Source organism: Porcibacter vitabionis (assembly GCF_046263795.1).
Taxonomy (GTDB): Bacteria; Bacillota; Clostridia; order Lachnospirales; family Lachnospiraceae; genus Lachnocurva.
The window spans coordinates 14,077-34,106 of the sequence record NZ_JBJYZD010000005.1 but is presented as its reverse complement, the minus strand read 5'-3'; the positions used below and the strand labels follow the sequence as shown (position 1 = coordinate 34,106).

Genomic DNA, 20,030 nt, shown 5'->3' with positions numbered 1-20,030 from the left:
CCTGCCCGGGGCTGGTCTATGTTTCGAAGGATCACTTTCTCTTATTGACAAACTTCACTTTAAAGGCCTGCTTTGCAGCATAAGGAAGAATGTACTTCATCTTGTCCTCGGACTTTCTCATGGTAGAACACTTTGGGTTCTCGCGGAAAAGATGGATGGCATCGAATTCGCACTTGGTCGTGCAGACGCCACAACCGATGCAGTGATTCTCATCGACAACCGATGCGCCGCAGGACAGACAGCGGGATGCTTCCTTCTTGACCTGAGCCTCTGTGAAGACCTCCTGATAATCGCGGAAGGACAGCTTCTCTGACTCCCTTCTTGCCGGGATCTGACGCTTGCTGTTGTCATAGCTCTCGATCTTAATATTCGTCTTGTCCAGCTCGACATAATCATTCTGGTTCCGGCCGATGGTCAGGCTGCTGCCCGGCTGAACGAAACGATGGATGGAGATTGCGCCTTCTTTGCCTGCTGCAATGGCATCGATGGCAAATTTAGGCCCGGTGTAGACATCTCCTCCGACGAAGATATCCGGCTGCGCAGTCTGATAGGTCTTGGGATCCGCCAGAGCGCCGTTACCTCGTCCCAGTTCTACCTTCTCGCCGTTCAGCAGATTGCCCCAGACGATGGACTGACCAACTGCCAGAACGACATGCCTGCAGGGAATGGTAATCGTGTCATTCTCATCGTAGGTCGGGTTGAAACGGCCGTTTGCATCCTTTACGGACAGGCACTTCTTGAAGACGATACCGGAAACTTCGCCCTTCTCATCTGTAAGGATTTCCTTCGGTCCCCAGCCGCATTTGATCTCTACGCCGTCTTCTTCGGCTTCCTTCACTTCCTCATCCGATGCCGGCATGATATCTCTGGTTTCCAGGCAGAGCTGGGTTACCTTTTCGGCACCGACACGAACAGCATCACGGGAGCAGTCGATGGCAACATTTCCGCCGCCGACAACGACGATATCGCCCTTGACATCATAAGCTTCCTTCGCATTGACTTCACGAAGGAAATCGACAGCAGTCACAACGCCCTCGGCATCTTCGCCCGGAACGCCGACCTTACGGCCGCCCTGGCATCCGATAGCGATATAGAAAGCCTTGTAGCCTTGCTTCCGAAGCTCATCCAGGGTAATATCCTTACCGACTTCGACTCCGGTCTTTATTTCAACGCCCATCTCCTTCATGACGTCGATCTCGGCCTGAACGACATCCTTCTCCAGCTTGAAGGAAGGAATACCGTAAACCAGCATACCGCCGGCTTTCTCATTCTTTTCAAATACGGTCGGCTTATAACCTTTCTCTGCCAGATAGAAGGCACAGGACAGACCGGCAGGACCGGCGCCGATGATAGCGACCTTATCCTCCGAGAAGTCTCCGTCTACTCTGGGGATGACCTTCTTCGGAATGTAACGGGTCTCGGCCTTCAAGTCATGCATGGCAATAAACTTCTTGACCTCATCGATTGCAATGGCCTCATCCACAGTAGCACGGGTGCAGGCGTCCTCGCAGCGGCGGTTACAAATGTGGCCGCAGATAGCAGGAAGCGGGTTGTTCTTCTTGATCAATGCCAGAGCCTCGGTATAACGGCCCTCTGCTGCCATCTTCAGGTAACCCTGGATCGCGATGTGGGCAGGACAGGCGGTCTTACAGGGAGCAGTTCCGGTCCGGTAAGCCTCTACACGGTTATGGTCGCGGTAATCCCAATCCCAGTCATCTTCTCCCCAGGAATGATCCGCATCGATCGGAAGCACGTGCTTCGGATATTCGACCTCACTGCCGTCCTTTTTACAGAGCTTCTGACCGAGCTTTACGGCACCTGCCGGGCAGAATTCCACGCAGCGTCCGCAGGCAACACACTTGTCCTTCTCGACACGGGCCACATAAGCAGACCGGGAAAGGTTTGGTGTATTGAAAAGAAGAGAAGTCCGGAGGGCATAGCAGACATTCACATTACAGTTACAGATTGCAAAGATCTTGTCCTCACCATCGATATTGGTAATCTGATGAACGAATCCGTTTTCTTCCCCCTTCTTGAAGATTTCAAGAGCCTCTTCTCTGCTGATATACTCGCCGCCCTTATTGGTCTCTACGACATAATCTGCCATATCGCCGACTGCGATACACCAGCCGTCCTCGACATCACCGCAGCCCTCACCATAGGTCTTTCTGGACCGGCGGCAGGAACAGGGGGACTTGGCATATTTTCCATCATATTTATCCAGCCAATGGGAGATCTTCTCGACACCAATGGCCTCATTATTCATTTCGATGGCCTTCTCGACCGGAATGACATGCATACCGATACCGGCACCGCCCTCTGGAACGATCTTCGTCACCTTCTCCAGAGGCAGACGGGTCATGTGCTCGAAGAACATACCCATTTCCGGATGCTCCTCGATCAGGTCCTTATTCATATTGGAGAACTCGCCGGATCCCGGAACAAACATAGGAAGGACATACTGCTTCTCATGCCTGGGATTCTCATAGTTCCACTCCAGAAGCCCGGTCCAGGACATGTGATCCAGCATCTCCTGCAGTTTCTGGGCCTCGATTCCGGATGCCTTCTGGATCTGGTCGAATGTCTTGGGACTGCGGATCTTCTTAAAAACCTTCAAAGCCAATCGTGCTTCTTCGTCTGTGCATAGTCTTGCAACTGCCCAATACTCCGGATCATCCTTTGTGATCTTCTGCTTCCCTAATTTGATCGGGATGCGGTCAGTGATCAGCTTGCCCAGATCTGCGACAGGCTGGCGAAATGGTTCGTCAACATTTGCACACTCCGGACGTAATGGATAATGTGGATCTCCCTTTGCTGCCATAGTATCATACCTCTCTCATTTACTTCATTGGTTTCTCGTTTTCCCACAGGCGAAATGCAGACAAGTGACACTGTAATCATGAAATGACGTGGGTGTCAAAAGTACCTTCTAACACTATAGTCATGAAATGATGGGGGTATCCAAAGTACCTTCTGACTCCCATTTATGATTACGCGTGGTTTCGGTCACGCGTGGTGTCGAAGCCATCGGTCTCACCAGAGTCCCTGGTATTTCACTCTGTGGTATTACCAGTGCTTGTTAAATATATCACAAAGGCGTGATTCTGGCAATTAAACTTTAATTCTTTTCTTATTTTCGTGGTAATGCCACAAGTTGTTTTGGGCGATTTCCATAGAGAGACAATATGATTTCTCTGTTTTTGTTCTGGTTTGTGCGTGAATGATTGAATTCTGTGCAAATTTGATGTCAAATGCCATGTCACTTTATGGTCAAATGCACTGTCACTTGATATTAGAATCATCAAGGCCTGTGCTTATCGTAATGGAGAACATTTTATAATTTTATGATAGTCCGACTCCGGTTTTGGACTACATTTATCGTAATAGAAGCAAAAACAGATATTCCCGATAGCAAATTCAAGAATTCACTATCGGGAATATAGAAAGCCATTAGTATTACGATATTTTGCCCTAATACATCATCTTTTACTATCGTATTTTTAAAAAGCAAGTCATATTACGATAATTTCATCCCCAACCAAGCTTCGAATCGGATCCTGCCAAGTTTCGAATCGGACCCGACCCAGCTTCGAATCGGATCCTACCAAGTTTCGGATTGGACCCGAGCAAGCTTCGGATCGGGCCCGGTCTATACCTTAATGGATCCTTCTGGCTCCGTCACTTGCATCTGCGATATAGAATTCGCAGTCCAGTCCGGTGCGTTCCTTATAAACCTTGGCAATGGTCTCACGGAAATTGTCTACACAGTCTTCCTTTACGATAGAAACCGTGCAGCCGCCGAAACCGCCACCGGTCATACGGGAACCGATCACACCGGGGATCTTCCAGGCTTCTTCTGCCAGAATATCGAGTTCCTTGCAGGAGACATCATAGTCATCGCGAAGAGAAATATGAGACTCATTCATAAGTTTCCCGAATCCCTCGAGATCTCCCTTCTTCAGAGCATCGACAGCCTGGATGGTCCGTTGATTCTCATAGACTGCATGATGAGCTCTCTTACGGCAGATCTCATCCGGAATCGCATCGGCATACTTGTCAAATGTTGCCTCATCCAGATCACCGAGTGTCTTGATCGAAACGACTTTCTGAAGGTCCGAAAGTGCCTGCTCAGATTCCCGGCGTCTGTCATTATAAGCAGATCCTGCCAGGCTGTGCTTTACCTTGGAATTGGTGATGACAATCTTCTCATGCTTAAGATTCAGAGGGACGTAGTCATACTTCAAAGTATTGGTATCCAGGAAAATAGCGCAGTCCTTCTTACCCATGGCAGAGGCGAACTGATCCATGATACCGCAGTTCATGCCATTATATTCATTCTCGGAAAGCTGGCCCATCCGTGCACAATCCACCATAGTCATATCAATAGCGAAAAGATCCCGGAGGATAACTGCAGCGACCTCTTCAATAGAGGCCGAAGCGGACAGACCGGAGCCTGCCGGAAGATCGGATGCCATGACCATGTCATAGCCATTGGGAACATGATACCCATGCTTCTCAAATTCCCAGATGACGCCCTGCTGATAGTCATACCAGATACCGTTATCATTCGGTGCCAGCTTTGTGATATCCGCTGTCTGAATGCCATCCTTAGGATAGGTCGCATTGTACCAGCGGACCATCTTATCATCTCTTTTTCTTGCAACGGCATAATTTCCCATGGACAGAGCGCAGGGAAAAACATGACCGCCATTATAATCCGTATGTTCGCCGATCAGATTCACCCGTCCTGGTGCAAAGTAGCAGCGGATGTCTCCCTCTCCGCCGAATTTCTCAACAAATTCTTTTTTCAGATCTTCTAGAAGTGCCATAAGTAACCCCTTTCTATCAACACTATCCTATTCATCTTACCCCAGATTATTTTCTGGAACTATCTCCCATTCATTTTATTTTATTGCAAAAATGATGATGCCGGGATCTTATCCATTCGCCTGGTCCTTCCTCTCTGCATGTTTTGAAATCTTATCCTCATACATCTTCTCATCCGCCTTTTTCAGGAGTGTCAGGCCATCTGCTTCCGGATAATCCCAGCTGTTGGCAATGCCTGCTGCAAAACTGATAGTGATCCTGTATCCATCCGGCTGAATCAGGGGAGTCCTGCCTGCCTTCTCACCAAGCTCCCTCAGATTGTTCTCACACTTCCCGCTGTTCTCACCCCGGGCAATGATCAGAAATTCATCTCCTCCAAAGCGGCCGATGAAATCCTTTGGTTCAAAGGATTCCACAAGCAGATCCGCAAAAGCAGCAAGAAGGCGGTCACCTGTCTCATGTCCATAATGGTCATTGATCATTTTCAAATAATTCAGATCGATCATCACAAGACTGACCCGATTCTCTTTTTCCTTTTCCTTCTCTTCGAAACTGTTGAATGCCTGGATTTCTCCTAATGCCAGCAGACAGGCATTCTTATTGGAAATGCCTGTCGCCGAATCGAAACTCGCCGATTGCGCCAGCAGCCTGTAATTATAGATCAGAGTCGTAACGACATAGAAGAGAAAGATCAGGCTGGAGAAGATCATATTGCTGTTGCCATAATAGTAGGAAATCAAATCACCTACAATGCCGGCGAAGACTCCAATCGACAGGATGAAAATGACAGAACTCCGCGGTTCTTTTGATCTGGTCATTCTCATTTTCACATGACTCAGAAGTACCATAATAAGCATCAGGCCGCCTCCGCCGATGGCCAGAATCTGGAAGATAAACAGAGATTGTCGCAGATCCCTGATACCGAAAATCTGCAGAGGGAAAGTAATGCAATCGAAAACCACATAGAGGGCTATGGTCAGAAGCAGGGGCCATTTCACCTTCATGTGAATCCTGCTATAAACATAACGCGTTACAGGAACGGGCAGTAGGAAAAGCATAGACAGGGAAAAATCGGATAAAACCTGCTGTATGTTTCGGAATATTAAGGGTGAAATACGAAGGTCCGTAAGCCTCCAGAATCCTGCCACAATACAGAGGATACCCAATTGATCCAACCCTTCGGTCGGTTTGTGTTTACCTGTTTTAGCACGATAGAGTGCCAGAGCAATCATACCGAGAAAGATCAGATTCACAGCCATGACAAAAGGAAATAAGCTCTGGTTCATAATGTGACTTGTAACATCCCTCTGGGTGCCAAGATAGATCAGAGGTGGCTGAAGGAATCCCTGGTAGACCGGATAGGTACGAATGATCAGCGTTGATTTCCAGTCATCTTCATACATAGGGATGTCCAGCCAGCGATTTCCGGGTGTCTTTCCTATATTTTTATGGTTTTCCTCCGGCATGAGACTGTAAAGGACCTGACTGGGGTCTTCCTCGAAATAGACCTCCGCATAGCAATGCGAAGTAAAGACATACAGCCAGGATTCATTTACAATATCACCCTTTTTCAATTGGATGATATAATCCCGGTGAAAGCCCGCAGGTGCATCCGAATCTTTTTCCTCCCGGATCTGATAGTCTGTGATTTCGCGAATTATCGGCTTCTCATCTTTCCACGGATTATAGACTTCGTCTTTCTGCACAAAAAAAAGCAGGACCATCATTACCAAGAAGACAAAGAAAAGCACACGATAAGCATAGCGTAGAAAACGAAATTGCTGCTGTCTCATGTTTTACTTCTCCTTTGTGTGATCTCCTCGTTCTGATGATCCTGCAATTTTTCCTTTTCGAGAATGGATATGAAATGGAAACCTTACTTTACAACAATTTTTCCTTTTCGGGAATGGGTATGAAACGAAAACCTTACTTTACAACAAAGTTCAGGATCCGTCCCGGTACATAAATCTCCTTCACGATGGTTTTTCCATCAATGAATTTTCTTACATTTTCATTTTCCTTGGCTGCTGCCAGAGCCTCCTCTTTGCTGCAGCCCTGGGGCAGGTCTACATTTCCACGGACCTTGCCGTTGACCTGGACACCCATGGAGATGACATCGTCCTTTGCCTTTTCGGGATCAAATGCAGGCCAGGAGGACAGGGTGCAGAAGGTCTTGCCATCCGGATTCTGACCCAGAAGCTGCCACATCTCTTCCGTCATATGAGGAGCGAAAGGAGACAGGAGCTTAATGAAGGTCAGAACGTCTTCTTTGGTCACATACTCCGCTTTACCGAAGTCATTGATCAGAGACATCAGAGCTGCAATCGCAGTATTGAACTTCATCCGTTCGATATCTTCGGAAACCTTCTTTATGGTCTTATGAAGACTTGCTTCAATCGTTTTGATCTCGGGCTTGTCCTCGATATGATCCAGGAGGTTCCAGGTCCGGTCGAGGAAACGCTTGCAGCCGCGGAGAGATTCATCGGACCAGGGAGCTGCGGCGCCGTAGTCACTCATGAAAAGTACATAGACACGCAGGGTATCAGCACCGTAGGACTCAACGATGTCCATAGGATCGATGACATTTCCCTTACTCTTACTCATCTTCTCGCCGTCCGGTCCCAGGATCAGGCCCTGATAAGACCGCTTGGCATAAGGCTCCGGCGTGTTGACCAGCTTCTGATCATAGAGGAACTGATGCCAGAAACGGGAATACAGAAGATGTCTTGTCACATGCTCCATACCGCCGTTATAATGATCGACCGGCATCCAGTATTCCAGCTTCTTCTTGTCCGCAAAAGCCTTATCGTTGTGCGGATCGCAGAAACGGAGATAATACCAGCTGGAACCGGCCCACTGCGGCATGGTGTCGGTCTCCCGCTTTGCCGGACCTCCACAGCAAGGGCAGGTCGTATTCACCCAATCGGTCGCACGTGCCAGAGGAGATTCACCCTCCTGGCCAGGTTCGAATTTTTCCATATCCGGGAGGGTCAGAGGAAGCTGATCCTCAGGTACCGGAACGGTTCCGCACTTGGGGCAATGAATCAGAGGAATCGGCTCGCCCCAATAACGCTGACGGTTGAAGGCCCAGTCCTTCATCTTGTACTGGACTCCCTTGTGACCGATGCCCTTTTCTTCCAGGAATTCCAGCATCTTTTCAATGGATTCCTTCTTATTATCGATTCCGTTCAAGAAGTCGGAATTGATCATCCGGCCGTCACCGGTATAAGCTTCCTTCTCGATATCGCCGCCCTCGATGACCGGAGTAATCGGAACGTTGAAGGCATGAGCGAAATCCCAGTCTCTCTGATCATGGGCAGGAACAGCCATAATGGCGCCGGTACCGTAACCCATCATGACATAGTCGGCGATGAAGATCGGAACTTCCTTGCCATTTACAGGATTGATGGCGGTCAGACCGTCGATCCGTACACCGGTCTTGTCCTTGACCAGCTGAGTCCGCTCGAATTCAGTCTTCTTGGCACTTTCTTCTCTGTATTTTACAACCGCATCCCAGTTCTTCACGGACGCCTTATATTTATCCAGAAGCGGATGCTCGGGAGCGACAACCATGAAGGCGACGCCATAGAGGGTATCGCAGCGGGTGGTATAGATTTCCAGCTTCTCATCCGGAATAACCTTGCCGTCCTTATCTGCAATATCAAAGTTTACGAAGGCACCGGTCGACTTACCGATCCAGGTTCTCTGCTGCTGCTTGATGGAATCCGGATAATCAACATCATTCAGGCCGGCAAGGAGACGGTCTGCGTACTTTGTAATACGGAGATACCAGACGTCCTTTGGCTTCTGGATAACATCATTGTGGCAGATATCACACTTTCCGCCCTGGGAATCCTCGTTGGAGAGAACTACCTTGCAGTGAGGGCAGTAATTGACCAGAGTCTTGGCGCGGAAGACCAGGTCATGCTTGAACATCTGAAGGAAGATCCACTGGGTCCAGTGATAATATTCCGGCAGGGAAGTCGAGATCTCACGGCTCCAGTCAAAGGAGAAGCCGACCTTTTCCATCTGCTCCTTGAAATGGTGGATATTCTTCACCGTAATGTCATGAGGATGGGTATTGGTCTTAATGGCATAGTTCTCAGCCGGCAGACCAAAAGAGTCAAATCCCATGGGGAAGAGAACATTGTAGCCCTCCATCCGGCGCTTTCTTGCCAGGACTTCAATGCTGGAATATGCCTTGATATGACCGACATGCATGCCCGCTCCGGAAGGATAGGGGAACTCGACCAGGCCGTACCACTTCGGCTTCTTATCAAAATCAATGGCCTTGAAGGCATCATTATCTTCCCATGCCTTCTGCCACTTCGGTTCAATCTTGGTGAAATTGTATTTCATTTCCATGGCCTCCAAATGTTTCGTGATCTTTTCGAGTCTATATGAAATGCGTGTCAAAAGTAACTTTTTCCACTAAAGCCATCCATATGCCGTTAAAGTATACTCCATCTGTCAAGCTTTTTCCACAGAAATCACCAGACATCCATAATCCGGGAGGCTTGCCCGCCGGGATACAGGACCGGGATCGGAAGTTTTTTCTTCCTCACCGCTTCCTGTCTTCTCCCGCTCTCCAAGGGCCGCGGATTTTTGGATCGTAACCCCGCTGCTTTGATACAGAACCCTTCCTCCATCCGGAAGGCCGACTTCGACCTCCTCCGGTTTCCAGTTGATCAGGAAAATGTAGACCGATCCGTCTTCTCCTTCTCGCTCCGTAACTTCCAGACCGGAAGGAATCTCCTTTAAAATCGGAAAAACCCGTAAGTCCTTTAGAAGGCCCCGATAAAAATCCCGATAAAAATCGTAGTCAAAGTCCGCTGCGATACCGTAAACTCTGCCCTTACCAAAGCTATGACGCGTCACGGCCGGACTGCCGGCGTAGAATGCCTTCTTATAAGAAAGCATCGCCTCTGCCCCGGAAAGCTCCAGGATCTCGCAGAGGTTCCTGCATTGATAACTGTCTTTCGTAAGTTCCCTGCATTCCGGGAAGTCCGCTCTCGAAACAGAGGCCTCATTCCACTCATCGTCATAGAGTCCGTCGATCTCCGTGCTCCGGAAGCCGCAGACATCGATCAGGTCATGCGGCGTCCCGCCTAAGAAACAGAGATCTGTATCATCCACGATTCCTGACCAGTAGGTCAGGATCAGACAGCCGCCCTTTTCAACGTAGTCCCGGACTTTGGCCGAAAAGCCCTGGCGGAACATATAGGCAAGCGGCATGGCCAGGACCTGATAGTCCTCCAGGCTCTGGGTCTCATCGATCAGGTCTACATTCAGACCGTATTCCCGAAAAGCCCGATAAGATTTCCGGCAGGCTTCCCGATAATAAAGTCCTGCATTCCGCGGCCCCTGGGCATCCTCCAGAGCCCAGCGGTTTTCCATATCATAAAGCACAGCAACTCTGGCAGTCACACCGGAGCCCAGGCAGGATGCGATATCCTCCAGAGCCCGGCCTGTCGCCGCAGCCTCTCGGAAAACCCGGGTGTCCTCCTTCCCGTAATGATCGATCAAAGCTCCGTGGAACTTCTCACTGGCTCCCCGGCTCTGCCGCATCTGGAAATATAGACCGCCATCCGCACCATGTGCAATGGCCTGCATTTCCTGGGCCAGAAGAAGGCCGGGCTCCTTTAACTTGCTGACGGACTGCCAATTGGTCGAGGAGGGACAGGACTCCATCATAAGAAAAGGCTTTCTCTGCAAGGAGCGAATCCTGTCATGCTCGAATGCCGTATCAACGGCAATATCGACATTTCCCTCTGCTCCCTTCTTGCCCCAGACCGGATAGTTGTCAAAGGACATGAAATCGCAGATGTCCGTAAATTCCTGATAATTCAATCCCTTGTAGTCATACATGAGATTCATGGTGACTGGCAGAGTGGATCCGCCATCACGGACCGCAGCGATCTCTTTTTCCGTGAAATCCTTATGCCGCTCGGTTGTAAAGCGTTTCCAGTCCAGTTTCAAGCCATGAAGCTGGCTTTCTCCAATTGCCATCGGCGCTTCAATCTCTTCAAAAGAGGTAAAAGTATGGCTCCAAAAGCTTGTATTCCAGGCCCGGTTTACATTTGCAATCGTGCCATAACGGTCCTCAAGCCAGGTCCGGAAGGCTTCCTGGCAGAGGGGGCAGTAGCATTCGCCGCCCATCTCATTATTGATATGCCAGGCGATGACGGCCGGATGCTTCCCGAAAGTCTCGGACAGACGGCGGTCGATCTCATAGGCCTTCTTCCGATAAGCCGGGCTCGTCATGCAGTGATTGTGACGATCGCCAAAATGCTGACGAATGCCGGAATCATTGACGCGAAGAACCTCCGGATACTTCTTCGCCAGCCAGGCCGGACGGCTTCCCGTCGGAGTTGCCAGAATCGTATAGATCCCATTGGCATAGAGACTGTCGATCCGCTCCTTCAGCCAGGAAAAGTCGTAATTCCCATCCGACGGCTCTAAAGCGGCCCAGGAGAAGATCCCCATGGAAACCACATTCACATGAGCTTTTTTCATCAGGCGGATATCCTCTGCCAGGATATCCGGCCGATCCAGCCACTGCTCCGGATTATAATCGCCTCCGTATAAAAGCTTGCCTCTTGTCGGAACCTGTGAAATCATATGATCCTCCCTTGATCTGGTGAAAAGAACTTTTTTGCCTCTATTGGTAATCATAGCAAAGCCATTGGATTGGAAATGTGCAAAAACAATTTTCTTATAAAAGGAAATGATTCTTATGATTCGGGTATCAAAAATCCCCCACGGGGCAGAACCAGGTGGGGATCCTTTGATGATTTTCTCCACCTCACCCCTGGAAAACCGGGGAGAAAGCTGCATATCCTGAGACAGGAAGGTTCATGGCATGAAGATGGGAAACGTCTCCTAAACACTGCATACGAAAACTTGCCGTATTGTGAAGGCGTTTCTCTGCATTCAGAACCGTGATCCCTGTCGGCGGAATACAAGTCGCATGCCAGAGGATCACGGGAGAGATATTCAGAAGATGTCCCAGCATGACACAAGTGACCCCGAAATGACAGAAGAAGAGAACGGTCTTCTCATCATCACGATCCCGGATCTCGTAATTTTTCGTGCCATGGAGCATGATATCCCCGGCCTCTGCCGGATTCACATGGCCGGTCGGATCCGTGAAGTCAAAATAACGACCGAACTTGGAATCAGGAGTCTTATGCCAGCGATATCCATAACTTTCAAGGATTTGATCCAGGCCATTGCAAACTTTTTCGGCCTCTTTCTCCACATCCGGCCGATCCTTGTAGATCCCATAAGAAAACCAGCGGTCCGGATCCAAATACCCCGGATCCGCGGTAAAATCCTCTGCCATGAGATCCCAGGCTGCATGGGTCTCTCCGGTCGATGGATCTTCGATCTGAGGCGGGAATTCTCGCAGCCAGTCTTTCGTGCTTGCCTCTCTTTTCAGGATCTGAAGGGTCGGCTGCGCAGTCTCCTGTGCCCGGCCGAGAGGAGATATAAAGATTTGGTCTATATTTGTCCATCGTGCAGTCCGAAGAGCCAAAGCATCCGCCTCGCGCTTTCCAACCGGAGTCAGGGAGTCTGTTGTATAATCCGGCGTGCCATGTCTGATGAAAATGATTCGCATATTGTTTCTTTCCTTTCTGTATGACTGCAGGATGAACTGTCAACCATTTGTAAAGAATCTGTAAAATCTACTGAATTTTCATACCTCTTGTATCTAGTATGTGTCATAATATATTATAAACACGATGCTGCATGGCTAGCAATCCGTTCAGTCTGTCAGCATCAAATACAATTCCGGGAGTATGCAGGAGAAAGATTATGAAAGATCAAGCAATTTACAGAGAAAACCGTGAACTGTCCTGGTTAAAATTCAATGACCGCGTTCTCATGCAGGCTAAGGACAAGAATGTCCCCCTGGCTGAGAAGCTGTCTTTTATCTCGATCTATCAAACCAATCTGGATGAATTTTTCCGTGTAAGAGTCGGCTCTCTTTATGACGAGATGCTTTATTATCCGACCGAACGGGAAAACAAGACCTATATGACGGCTGAAGAGCAGATTCATGCCATTCTGGGGCGCATCCGCATTCTGAACAGGAAGAAGGACCGTTATTATAAAGAAGCAGTCAAAGCGCTGAGGAAATATGGTGTCCGTCTTCTTTCCTTCGATGAAATCGAGCGGAAAGAAGACTTAGCCTTTCTGGATTCTTATTTTGAGAGCCAGATACTGCCCCTCTTGTCTCCACAGATCATTTCCCGCCGTCAGCCATTTCCTTTCTTAAATAATGACGACCTCTATCTGGCAGCCCAGTTGACCACGAAAAAAGGCAAGCGGAAGCTCGGCATCGTTTCAATCGTCCATGCGGAAGAAATGCGGCTCATCCATCTGTCAGACGGTTCTCTGATTCTCTTGGAAGACGTATTGACGCATTACCTGCCTCAGATTTTCCGAAATCAGAAGGTAGAGGCCGCAAGCGTTATCTGTGTCACACGATCCGCCGATATCGATGAGGACGAAATGGAGGACAGCGACGATTATCGGTCCATGATGGAGAATCTGATTCGGAAGCGGAGGAAGCTCCACCCCTTACGACTGGAATATACGCCGGGTTTAGAAAAACAGGAGCTCTCCATGATGGCGAATTTCCTGGATCTGAAAGACAAACAGCTCTTCCTGTCCGAAAGTCCCCTGGACTTCTCTTTCTTCGGAGAGATCCGTGACCTGTTAAGAGGAAGCCATCCGGAGCTTTTCTACCACCCTCTGCTTCCGCAGAATTCCACGATGGTAGAAAACCGGACTCCTATGATCCGGCAGATTTTGAAGCATGATATCCTCCTTGCTTATCCCTTCGAATCCATGTCGCCTTTTCTCCGTCTTCTGGATGAAGCCGCAACAGATCCCAACGTTGCCAGTATCAAGATGACCCTCTACCGGGTTGCCAAGAATTCCCGGGTAATCAAGTCTCTGATTCGTGCGGTTGAGAACGGCAAGGATGTGGTGGTTCTTGTCGAGCTCCGTGCCCGTTTCGATGAAGAAAACAACATTGAACAGTCCAAAGCTCTGGAGAAGGCCGGTGCTCATGTCATCTATGGCCTGAACGGCTATAAGGTACATAGTAAGCTCTGCCTGATTACTTATCTGGATAAAACCGACAGGGTGCAGTATATCACTCAGATCGGTACCGGAAATTACAACGAGAAAACGGCCCAGCTCTATACCGACCTTTGCCTCATGACCAGCAAAAGATCCATCGGTGAGGATGCCAATACCGTTTTTAATCATCTGGCTCAGGAGCAGACCATCCGTCATATCAATGAATTAATGGTTGCCCCGCATGCCATGCAGGACCGTATCCTTTCCTATATTGATCAGGAAATCGAGAAGGCAAAGCAGAAGAAGCCTGCTTATATTGGTTTCAAATGTAATTCTGTCACCAGTAAGCCCGTCATTGAAAAGCTGGTCGAGGCCAGCCAGGCCGGCGTCAAAATCGATATGATCGTTCGTGGCATCTCATGTATCACGCCCGGCATACAGGGTTATACGGATAATATCCATATTATTTCGATTGTCGGCCGCTACCTCGAGCACTCCAGGATCTATATCTTCGGTGCAGAGAATCCCGCGGTCTATATTTCATCGGCGGATCTCATGACGAGAAACTTAGAGCGAAGAGTTGAAATTGCCGCACCGATCTACGATGAAAGCTGTCGGAATAAGATCCTGTCCATGTTCCGAATTATGCTGCAGGATAATGTCAAGGCCTGTGAGCTTGGATCTGATGGCAAGTACCGGAAGGTCCGGAACAAGAAGGAAAAGCTGAATTCTCAGGAATACTTCTTCTCAGGATTCACGCTGAACAATAGGTCTGATGAAAAAGGCAAATAAGATTTCGGGAAAATATTCATTCCGAGAAAGGAGCATCTTATGGCATATCGGGTAGGTATTCTGACAAGCGGCGGGGACTGCCAGGCTTTGAACGCAACCATGCGGGGACTGGCCAAGACTCTCTACAATAATATTCCGGATCTGGAAATCATCGGTTTCCGTTACGGCTATCGCGGACTCATGTATAAGGATTACATCAAGATGACGCCGCGCGATTTCTCCGGCATCGTAAGCCAGGGCGGCACCATTCTCGGCACTTCCCGCTGCCCTTTTAAGAAAATGCGGGTCATTGAGGATGGTTTTGACAAGGTCTCTGCCATGAAAAAGACCTATCAGGAGCTGAAGCTGGATGCGCTTTGCGTTCTGGGTGGAAATGGTTCTCTGAAGTCCGCCAATATGCTGTCCGAAGAGGGCTTGAATGTCATCGGACTGCCGAAAACCATAGACAATGATATTTACGGCACCGATTATACGTTCGGTTTCCAGTCTGCCATTGATGTTGCCGTGCGGAATCTGGACGAGATCCATACAACAGCAGAATCCCATACCCGTGTCTTCGTGGTAGAGATCATGGGGCACAGGGTTGGTCATATCACACTTGCAGCAGGTCTGGCCGCCGGCGAGGAGATTATTCTCCTGCCCGAGATACCATATGACATCAACGTGGTTGCCAAGAGGGTCAAAAGGCGGCAGAAAATCGGCAAGAATTTTACTGTGATTGCCTGCGCGGAAGGTGCCATCTCCAAGGAAGACGCCAAACTGTCCAAGAAAGAATACAAGGCCAAGGTGGCGGCCCGAAACGGTGCCAGCGTTGTCGTAGAAATAGCAAACCAGCTCTCAGAAATACTTCCTGATATCGAGGTTCGCACTGCAGTCATCGGACATGCCCAGAGAGGCGGATCCCCGGTTGCCTATGACAGAATGTATGCCACCCGCTTCGGCATTGAAGGTGCAAAGCTCATCATGAATAAGAAGTTCGGCCGTCTCGTTGTAAGTCAGGCCGGAGAAATCACTTCTATTCCTCTCGCAGAAAGCGCAGGAAAGCTGAAATATGTCGATCCGGAGGGCGAAGTGATCAAAGATGCCAAGTTAATGGGTGTCACCTTCGGTGACGAGTGATCTCCACCAATATCCACAAGAAACATAGAAAATTCTTAGAAAAATTAACATTTTTTTCATTATCTCCTCACCCTTTTCTGACGATATTTCTCTGTAATCATTGTTAAGGTGAGGAGATTTATTATGAAAGCATTCAAGAAAAGGCGCTTGAAGGCAGATCCGTCCACCCAGACGGAGTCCTCCAGGTCTGAACAAAGTAAATCCGGACAAATATCGATAGAAGAACAAAAGAAAGCATCAGAGAAGGCATCTCTTGCAGCCTCTAAAAAAAGCAAAGGGAGGAAAAGCAAGTCCTCCGGTTTTCACAGCCTGGCCGCTCGTCTTGCCCTGATCTGTGCGATTGTCATTGCACTTTCCTTCTTTGCAATGAATACCGTAGTTTCTATTGTCGTTGCGCGTTCGGTTCGTCAGTCGACAAACAAGCTCTTCTTTAACATCAGCGAGAAAAACCGCAATCAGGTCAAGACGACCTTACAGACAACCGATAGTGTCAATAACACAATTCAGCAGGCTCTGAAAAAAATGTATGCTGAGCCTGACAGCATGGACTCAGCTATTACTGCTTCCTGGGCAACCCAGGGTGAGATTCAGGGCCAGCCTCAGGCTGTCAGTGCAAACTATATCAGCCGCCTGACCGGCGCTCCGATTCCGGCAAGTCGTTTTGATGCCGAAGGCGTCATCATCAATACCCTTTTCCAGGTCGTATCCGATAACCCGGATGTTGTCGGTGCAGGTGTCTTCTTCGAGCCGGGTGCCTTTTCTACTTCCGCCCAGGTCTATGCGCCCTATCTGAACAAGGAAGATCTGAAGGAAAACAGCATTGAAAATTTGGCTTACAGTTCCTACTCCGAAGAAGATTACTATAAGCCGGCCAAGGTCCTTGGAAGTGAAGCCAAAGCCGGTTTTACCAACGCCTACAAGGAAGATGGCGTCAATATGATCAGCGCCTACTATCCCATCATAACAGATGCCGGATTTATGGGTGTCGTCGAAGTAGATCTGAAAGCCGATGTCTTCCAGACCATCGCAGTACGTATGCCGGAGTATCCTAACGCTTATGTCAATCTGATTAACGAGCACCAAAATATTCTCTTCAGCACACATACGAAAGTCATTGGCCAGGATTTCAGTAAGACCGTAGACTCCACCACCTTCGATAAGATTTCCAAGCAGTGGACCAAGGGTAAAGAATTCAATATTCAGACAAGTTCTTCCTCTGGTCAGGTCATGCGTTTCTATACCCCGGTCGATGCCGGACAGAAAACCTGGTGGATTCAGACAGCCGTCCCGATGAAAGAATATAATCATGCCACCTTTATGCTGACGAATCTGGTTGTCATCTGTGGCATTATCATCGGACTCCTCCTGATCGTTTTGATCGTCAGTCTGCTTCGAAAAGCTCTCGCGCCTCTGAAGGAAGTCAGCCAGGCTGCAGATAAGGTTATCGATGGTGATTTTGATATCCAATTGAACTATCAGGGCAAGGATGAGATCGGAAATCTTGTAACCGGCATTTCCCACCTGATGTCCCGTCTCCGCCATATTATAAACGACCTGTCCCGTGTTTTGGATGAGATGGCACGTGGCAATTTCAATGTAGACCTCGATGTAAAGCGTCATTACTATGTCGGTGGTTACCAGCCCCTCTATGATTCCCTTGTAGAGATCACAGACAAGCTGTCTGACACCATGGGCGACATTCGGACTGCTGCCGATCAGGTTTCCAGCGGAAGCTCTCAGGTAGCATCCGGTGCCCAGGCTCTTGCTCAAGGATCTACCGAACAGGCTGCTTCTCTGGAAGATCTGTCTACGAATATGAATGACATCTCCACTCAGATCCAGGAGACCGCCAACCGAAGTATGGAAGCAGCTTCCATCAGCCGATCCTCTTCCGATGATGTTGCTCTCTCCAACCAAAAGATGCAGGAGATGTCAGAGGCAATGCAGGAAATCACGGCCAAGGCCGGTGAGATCAATAAGATCATCAAGACCATTGATGATATTGCTTTCCAGACCAATATCCTGGCTCTCAACGCTTCCATCGAGGCAGCACGGGCCGGCTCGGCAGGCAAGGGCTTTGCCGTTGTCGCAGACGAGGTTGGAAACCTGGCCAAGAAATCTCAGGATGCAGCCGGAGATACGGCTCATCTCATCGAAGATACGATCCGCGCTGTCGAAAAGGGTGCTACCATTACAGAAGAAACCGCTGCTGCCTTGCATAAGGTAGAAAACAGCTTCCACGAAATCGACAGTCTGGTTGCTCAGGTTTCCGAGGCATCCAAGAAGCAGAATGCCGGGGTTGCCGAAGTCACTCAGGGAATTGATCAGATTTCCTCTGTCGTACAGACCAACTCTGCAACAGCACAGGAGAGTGCAGCTGCAAGTGAAGAGCTCTCCTCTCAGGCTGAAATGATGAACCAGTTGGTTGCCAAGTTTCAGTTGAAGAAATGATAAACCAGCTGGTTGCCAAGCTTCAGTTGAAGAAATGATGAACCAGTTGGTTTCCAAGCTTCGGTTGGAGAAATGATCCAACAATTATTTTATTAAGTGTGGTTTCCAGACTGTTGACAAGAATCATCATATAGAAATTGATCATAAGATAGAACCAGCCGGCGTCTTCATGAGACGCCGGCTGGTTTTTGTATTTATGAAAAAAAGGCGGAGGAATCCTCCTCTTAAACTGTTATAATAAGTCGAAAGTTTATGTCTTATGTTATATCAGAGGAAACACACATGTCAGAGTCTTCCAATCAAGTACAGAATATGACCCAGGGAAGCCCGGTTCGGCTCCTCCTTCGCTTTATGCTTCCGGTTCTTCTCGGCCAGCTGGTACAGCAGACCTATAACATGGCGGACTCCATCATTGTCGGCCGGATCCTCGGGGCCAATGCACTCGCCGCTGTCGGTGCTTCCACCAGTGTTCAGTTCATGATTCTCGGCTTCTGCAGTGGCATCTGCGACGGCTTTGCCATTCCGGTTGCCCAACAATTCGGTGCGGGAGACTATGGAAAAATGCGCACCTTCCTCTATCATGCCATTCTTTTGACCCTGGGGATTTCCCTGGTCCTGACAAGTGCCACGGCTCTCCTCACCGGCCAGATCATTCACCTCTTGAACGTCTCAGATGAGATAGCAGGAAACGCGACTCTATATCTCCGCATTATTTTCCTTGGGCTTCCTTTTACCCTCTTTTATAACCTGCAGGCTTCTCTTCTTCGAGCGGTAGGAAACAGCCGGATCCCTTTCCTATTCCTTCTGACCTCTTCTATCATTAATATCTTCCTGGACCTCTTTTGTGTTGCTGTATTAGACTGGGGCTGCGCCGGAGCTGCCATCGCGACTATTACATCTCAGCTTCTCAGTGGTTTCCTCTGCCTGGTCTATATTTGGAGAAAAATGCAGATCCTGCATCCGAGAAGAGAAAATCGTATCCTGTCCGGAGATGTCGCCGCCAAGCTTCTTGTCATGGGGCTTCCCATGGGACTGCAATTCTCCATTACAGGCATCGGCAGTATGGTGATGCAGTCGTCAAACAATGCCCTGGGCAGTCTCTATATCGCCGGATATACCGCCGGGGATCGTGTCGAACAGTTTGTGATGTGCCCCTATGTCGCTCTCTCTTCGTCCGTGGCCACCTATGTCGGTCAGAATTTCGGAGCCGGGAAGCCGGACCGCATTCGATCCGGAGTCCGGTCTGCCGCCCTGCTCGGCCTCCTTTACGGGCTGATCTTCGGGTCCCTGATGGCATTGACGGGCCATTCGACCGCATCCCTCTTTCTCTCAACAAATCAGGCCAACAGTGGCCGGATTCTAAGGATCGCTTCCCGCTTTTTGACCTATGTCGGATTCATGTTTTTCATGGTGACGCCGGTCAATGTCTTCCGGCCGGCTCTCCAGGGGATGGGCTACCCGGGGCGTGCCGTCGGATCCGGTGTGATTGAGATGATTGCACGGACTGTCTTCGCCCTGACCATGGTTCCACGGCTCGGTTTCACTGCCATCTGTCTGACCCATCAGACCGCCTGGCTGACCGCCGGGGTCTATGTGATCCTGGTTTATTACAGTGTCATGAAGCGGCAGAGGGTGATAAAGGAAAAGCAGCTTCTATTACGATAACTTTCTCCAGACTCAGGCCCGAAACTATCGGATTTTGGAAAGAAAATAAAAAAACGTGTGAAACCAAAAGTTTCACACGTTCC

General features: G+C 49.1%; 10 protein-coding genes. 4 read left to right on the top strand and 6 right to left on the bottom strand.

What is annotated here, in order from left to right:
• Positions 1-31: 31 nt before the first annotated feature.
• The 6 genes from ACKX2L_RS05345 to ACKX2L_RS05320 all read right to left on the bottom strand — a co-directional run bounded on the left by ACKX2L_RS05345 (position 32) and on the right by ACKX2L_RS05320 (position 12,448).
• Entirely contained in the window at positions 32-2,821 is a 2,790-nt protein-coding gene (locus ACKX2L_RS05345; protein WP_497551643.1) for an FAD-dependent oxidoreductase, read from the bottom strand.
• A gap of 835 nt (positions 2,822-3,656) precedes the next feature.
• Entirely contained in the window at positions 3,657-4,829 is a 1,173-nt protein-coding gene (locus ACKX2L_RS05340) for a galactokinase (protein ID WP_497552760.1), read from the bottom strand.
• 108 nt (positions 4,830-4,937) lie between these two features.
• A complete protein-coding gene (locus ACKX2L_RS05335) occupies positions 4,938-6,620 on the bottom strand; it encodes a GGDEF domain-containing protein (protein ID WP_497551640.1) in 1,683 nt (560 codons plus the stop codon).
• 133 nt (positions 6,621-6,753) lie between these two features.
• A complete protein-coding gene (gene leuS, locus ACKX2L_RS05330) occupies positions 6,754-9,186 on the bottom strand; it encodes a leucine--tRNA ligase (protein ID WP_497551639.1) in 2,433 nt (810 codons plus the stop codon).
• Positions 9,187-9,297: 111 nt separating this feature from the next.
• Positions 9,298-11,448 carry a beta-galactosidase gene (locus ACKX2L_RS05325; RefSeq protein ID WP_497552759.1) on the bottom strand — a complete coding sequence of 717 codons (2,151 nt, stop codon included), beginning with the start codon at positions 11,446-11,448 and terminating at the stop codon, positions 9,298-9,300.
• A gap of 184 nt (positions 11,449-11,632) precedes the next feature.
• Positions 11,633-12,448: a histidine phosphatase family protein gene (locus ACKX2L_RS05320; protein WP_497551637.1), complete on the bottom strand. Its 816-nt coding sequence runs from the start codon at positions 12,446-12,448 to the stop codon at positions 11,633-11,635.
• Positions 12,449-12,645: 197 nt separating this feature from the next.
• On the opposite strand from ACKX2L_RS05320, the gene ppk1 reads away from it, so the two are divergent.
• From ppk1 to ACKX2L_RS05300, 4 genes are all read left to right on the top strand, one after another.
• Positions 12,646-14,712, top strand: coding sequence for a polyphosphate kinase 1 (gene ppk1, locus ACKX2L_RS05315; protein WP_497551636.1), 2,067 nt, complete (start codon positions 12,646-12,648; stop codon positions 14,710-14,712).
• Between the two features lie 39 nt (positions 14,713-14,751).
• Positions 14,752-15,831 (top strand): 6-phosphofructokinase, encoded by a 1,080-nt coding sequence (locus ACKX2L_RS05310; RefSeq protein WP_497551635.1) that lies wholly within the window; start codon positions 14,752-14,754, stop codon positions 15,829-15,831.
• A gap of 123 nt (positions 15,832-15,954) precedes the next feature.
• Entirely contained in the window at positions 15,955-18,282 is a 2,328-nt protein-coding gene (locus ACKX2L_RS05305; protein WP_497551634.1) for a methyl-accepting chemotaxis protein, read from the top strand.
• A 282-nt stretch (positions 18,283-18,564) separates the two neighbouring features.
• Positions 18,565-19,947, top strand: a complete 1,383-nt coding sequence (locus ACKX2L_RS05300) for an MATE family efflux transporter (RefSeq protein WP_497551633.1) — start codon at positions 18,565-18,567, stop codon at positions 19,945-19,947.
• Positions 19,948-20,030: the final 83 nt, after the last annotated feature.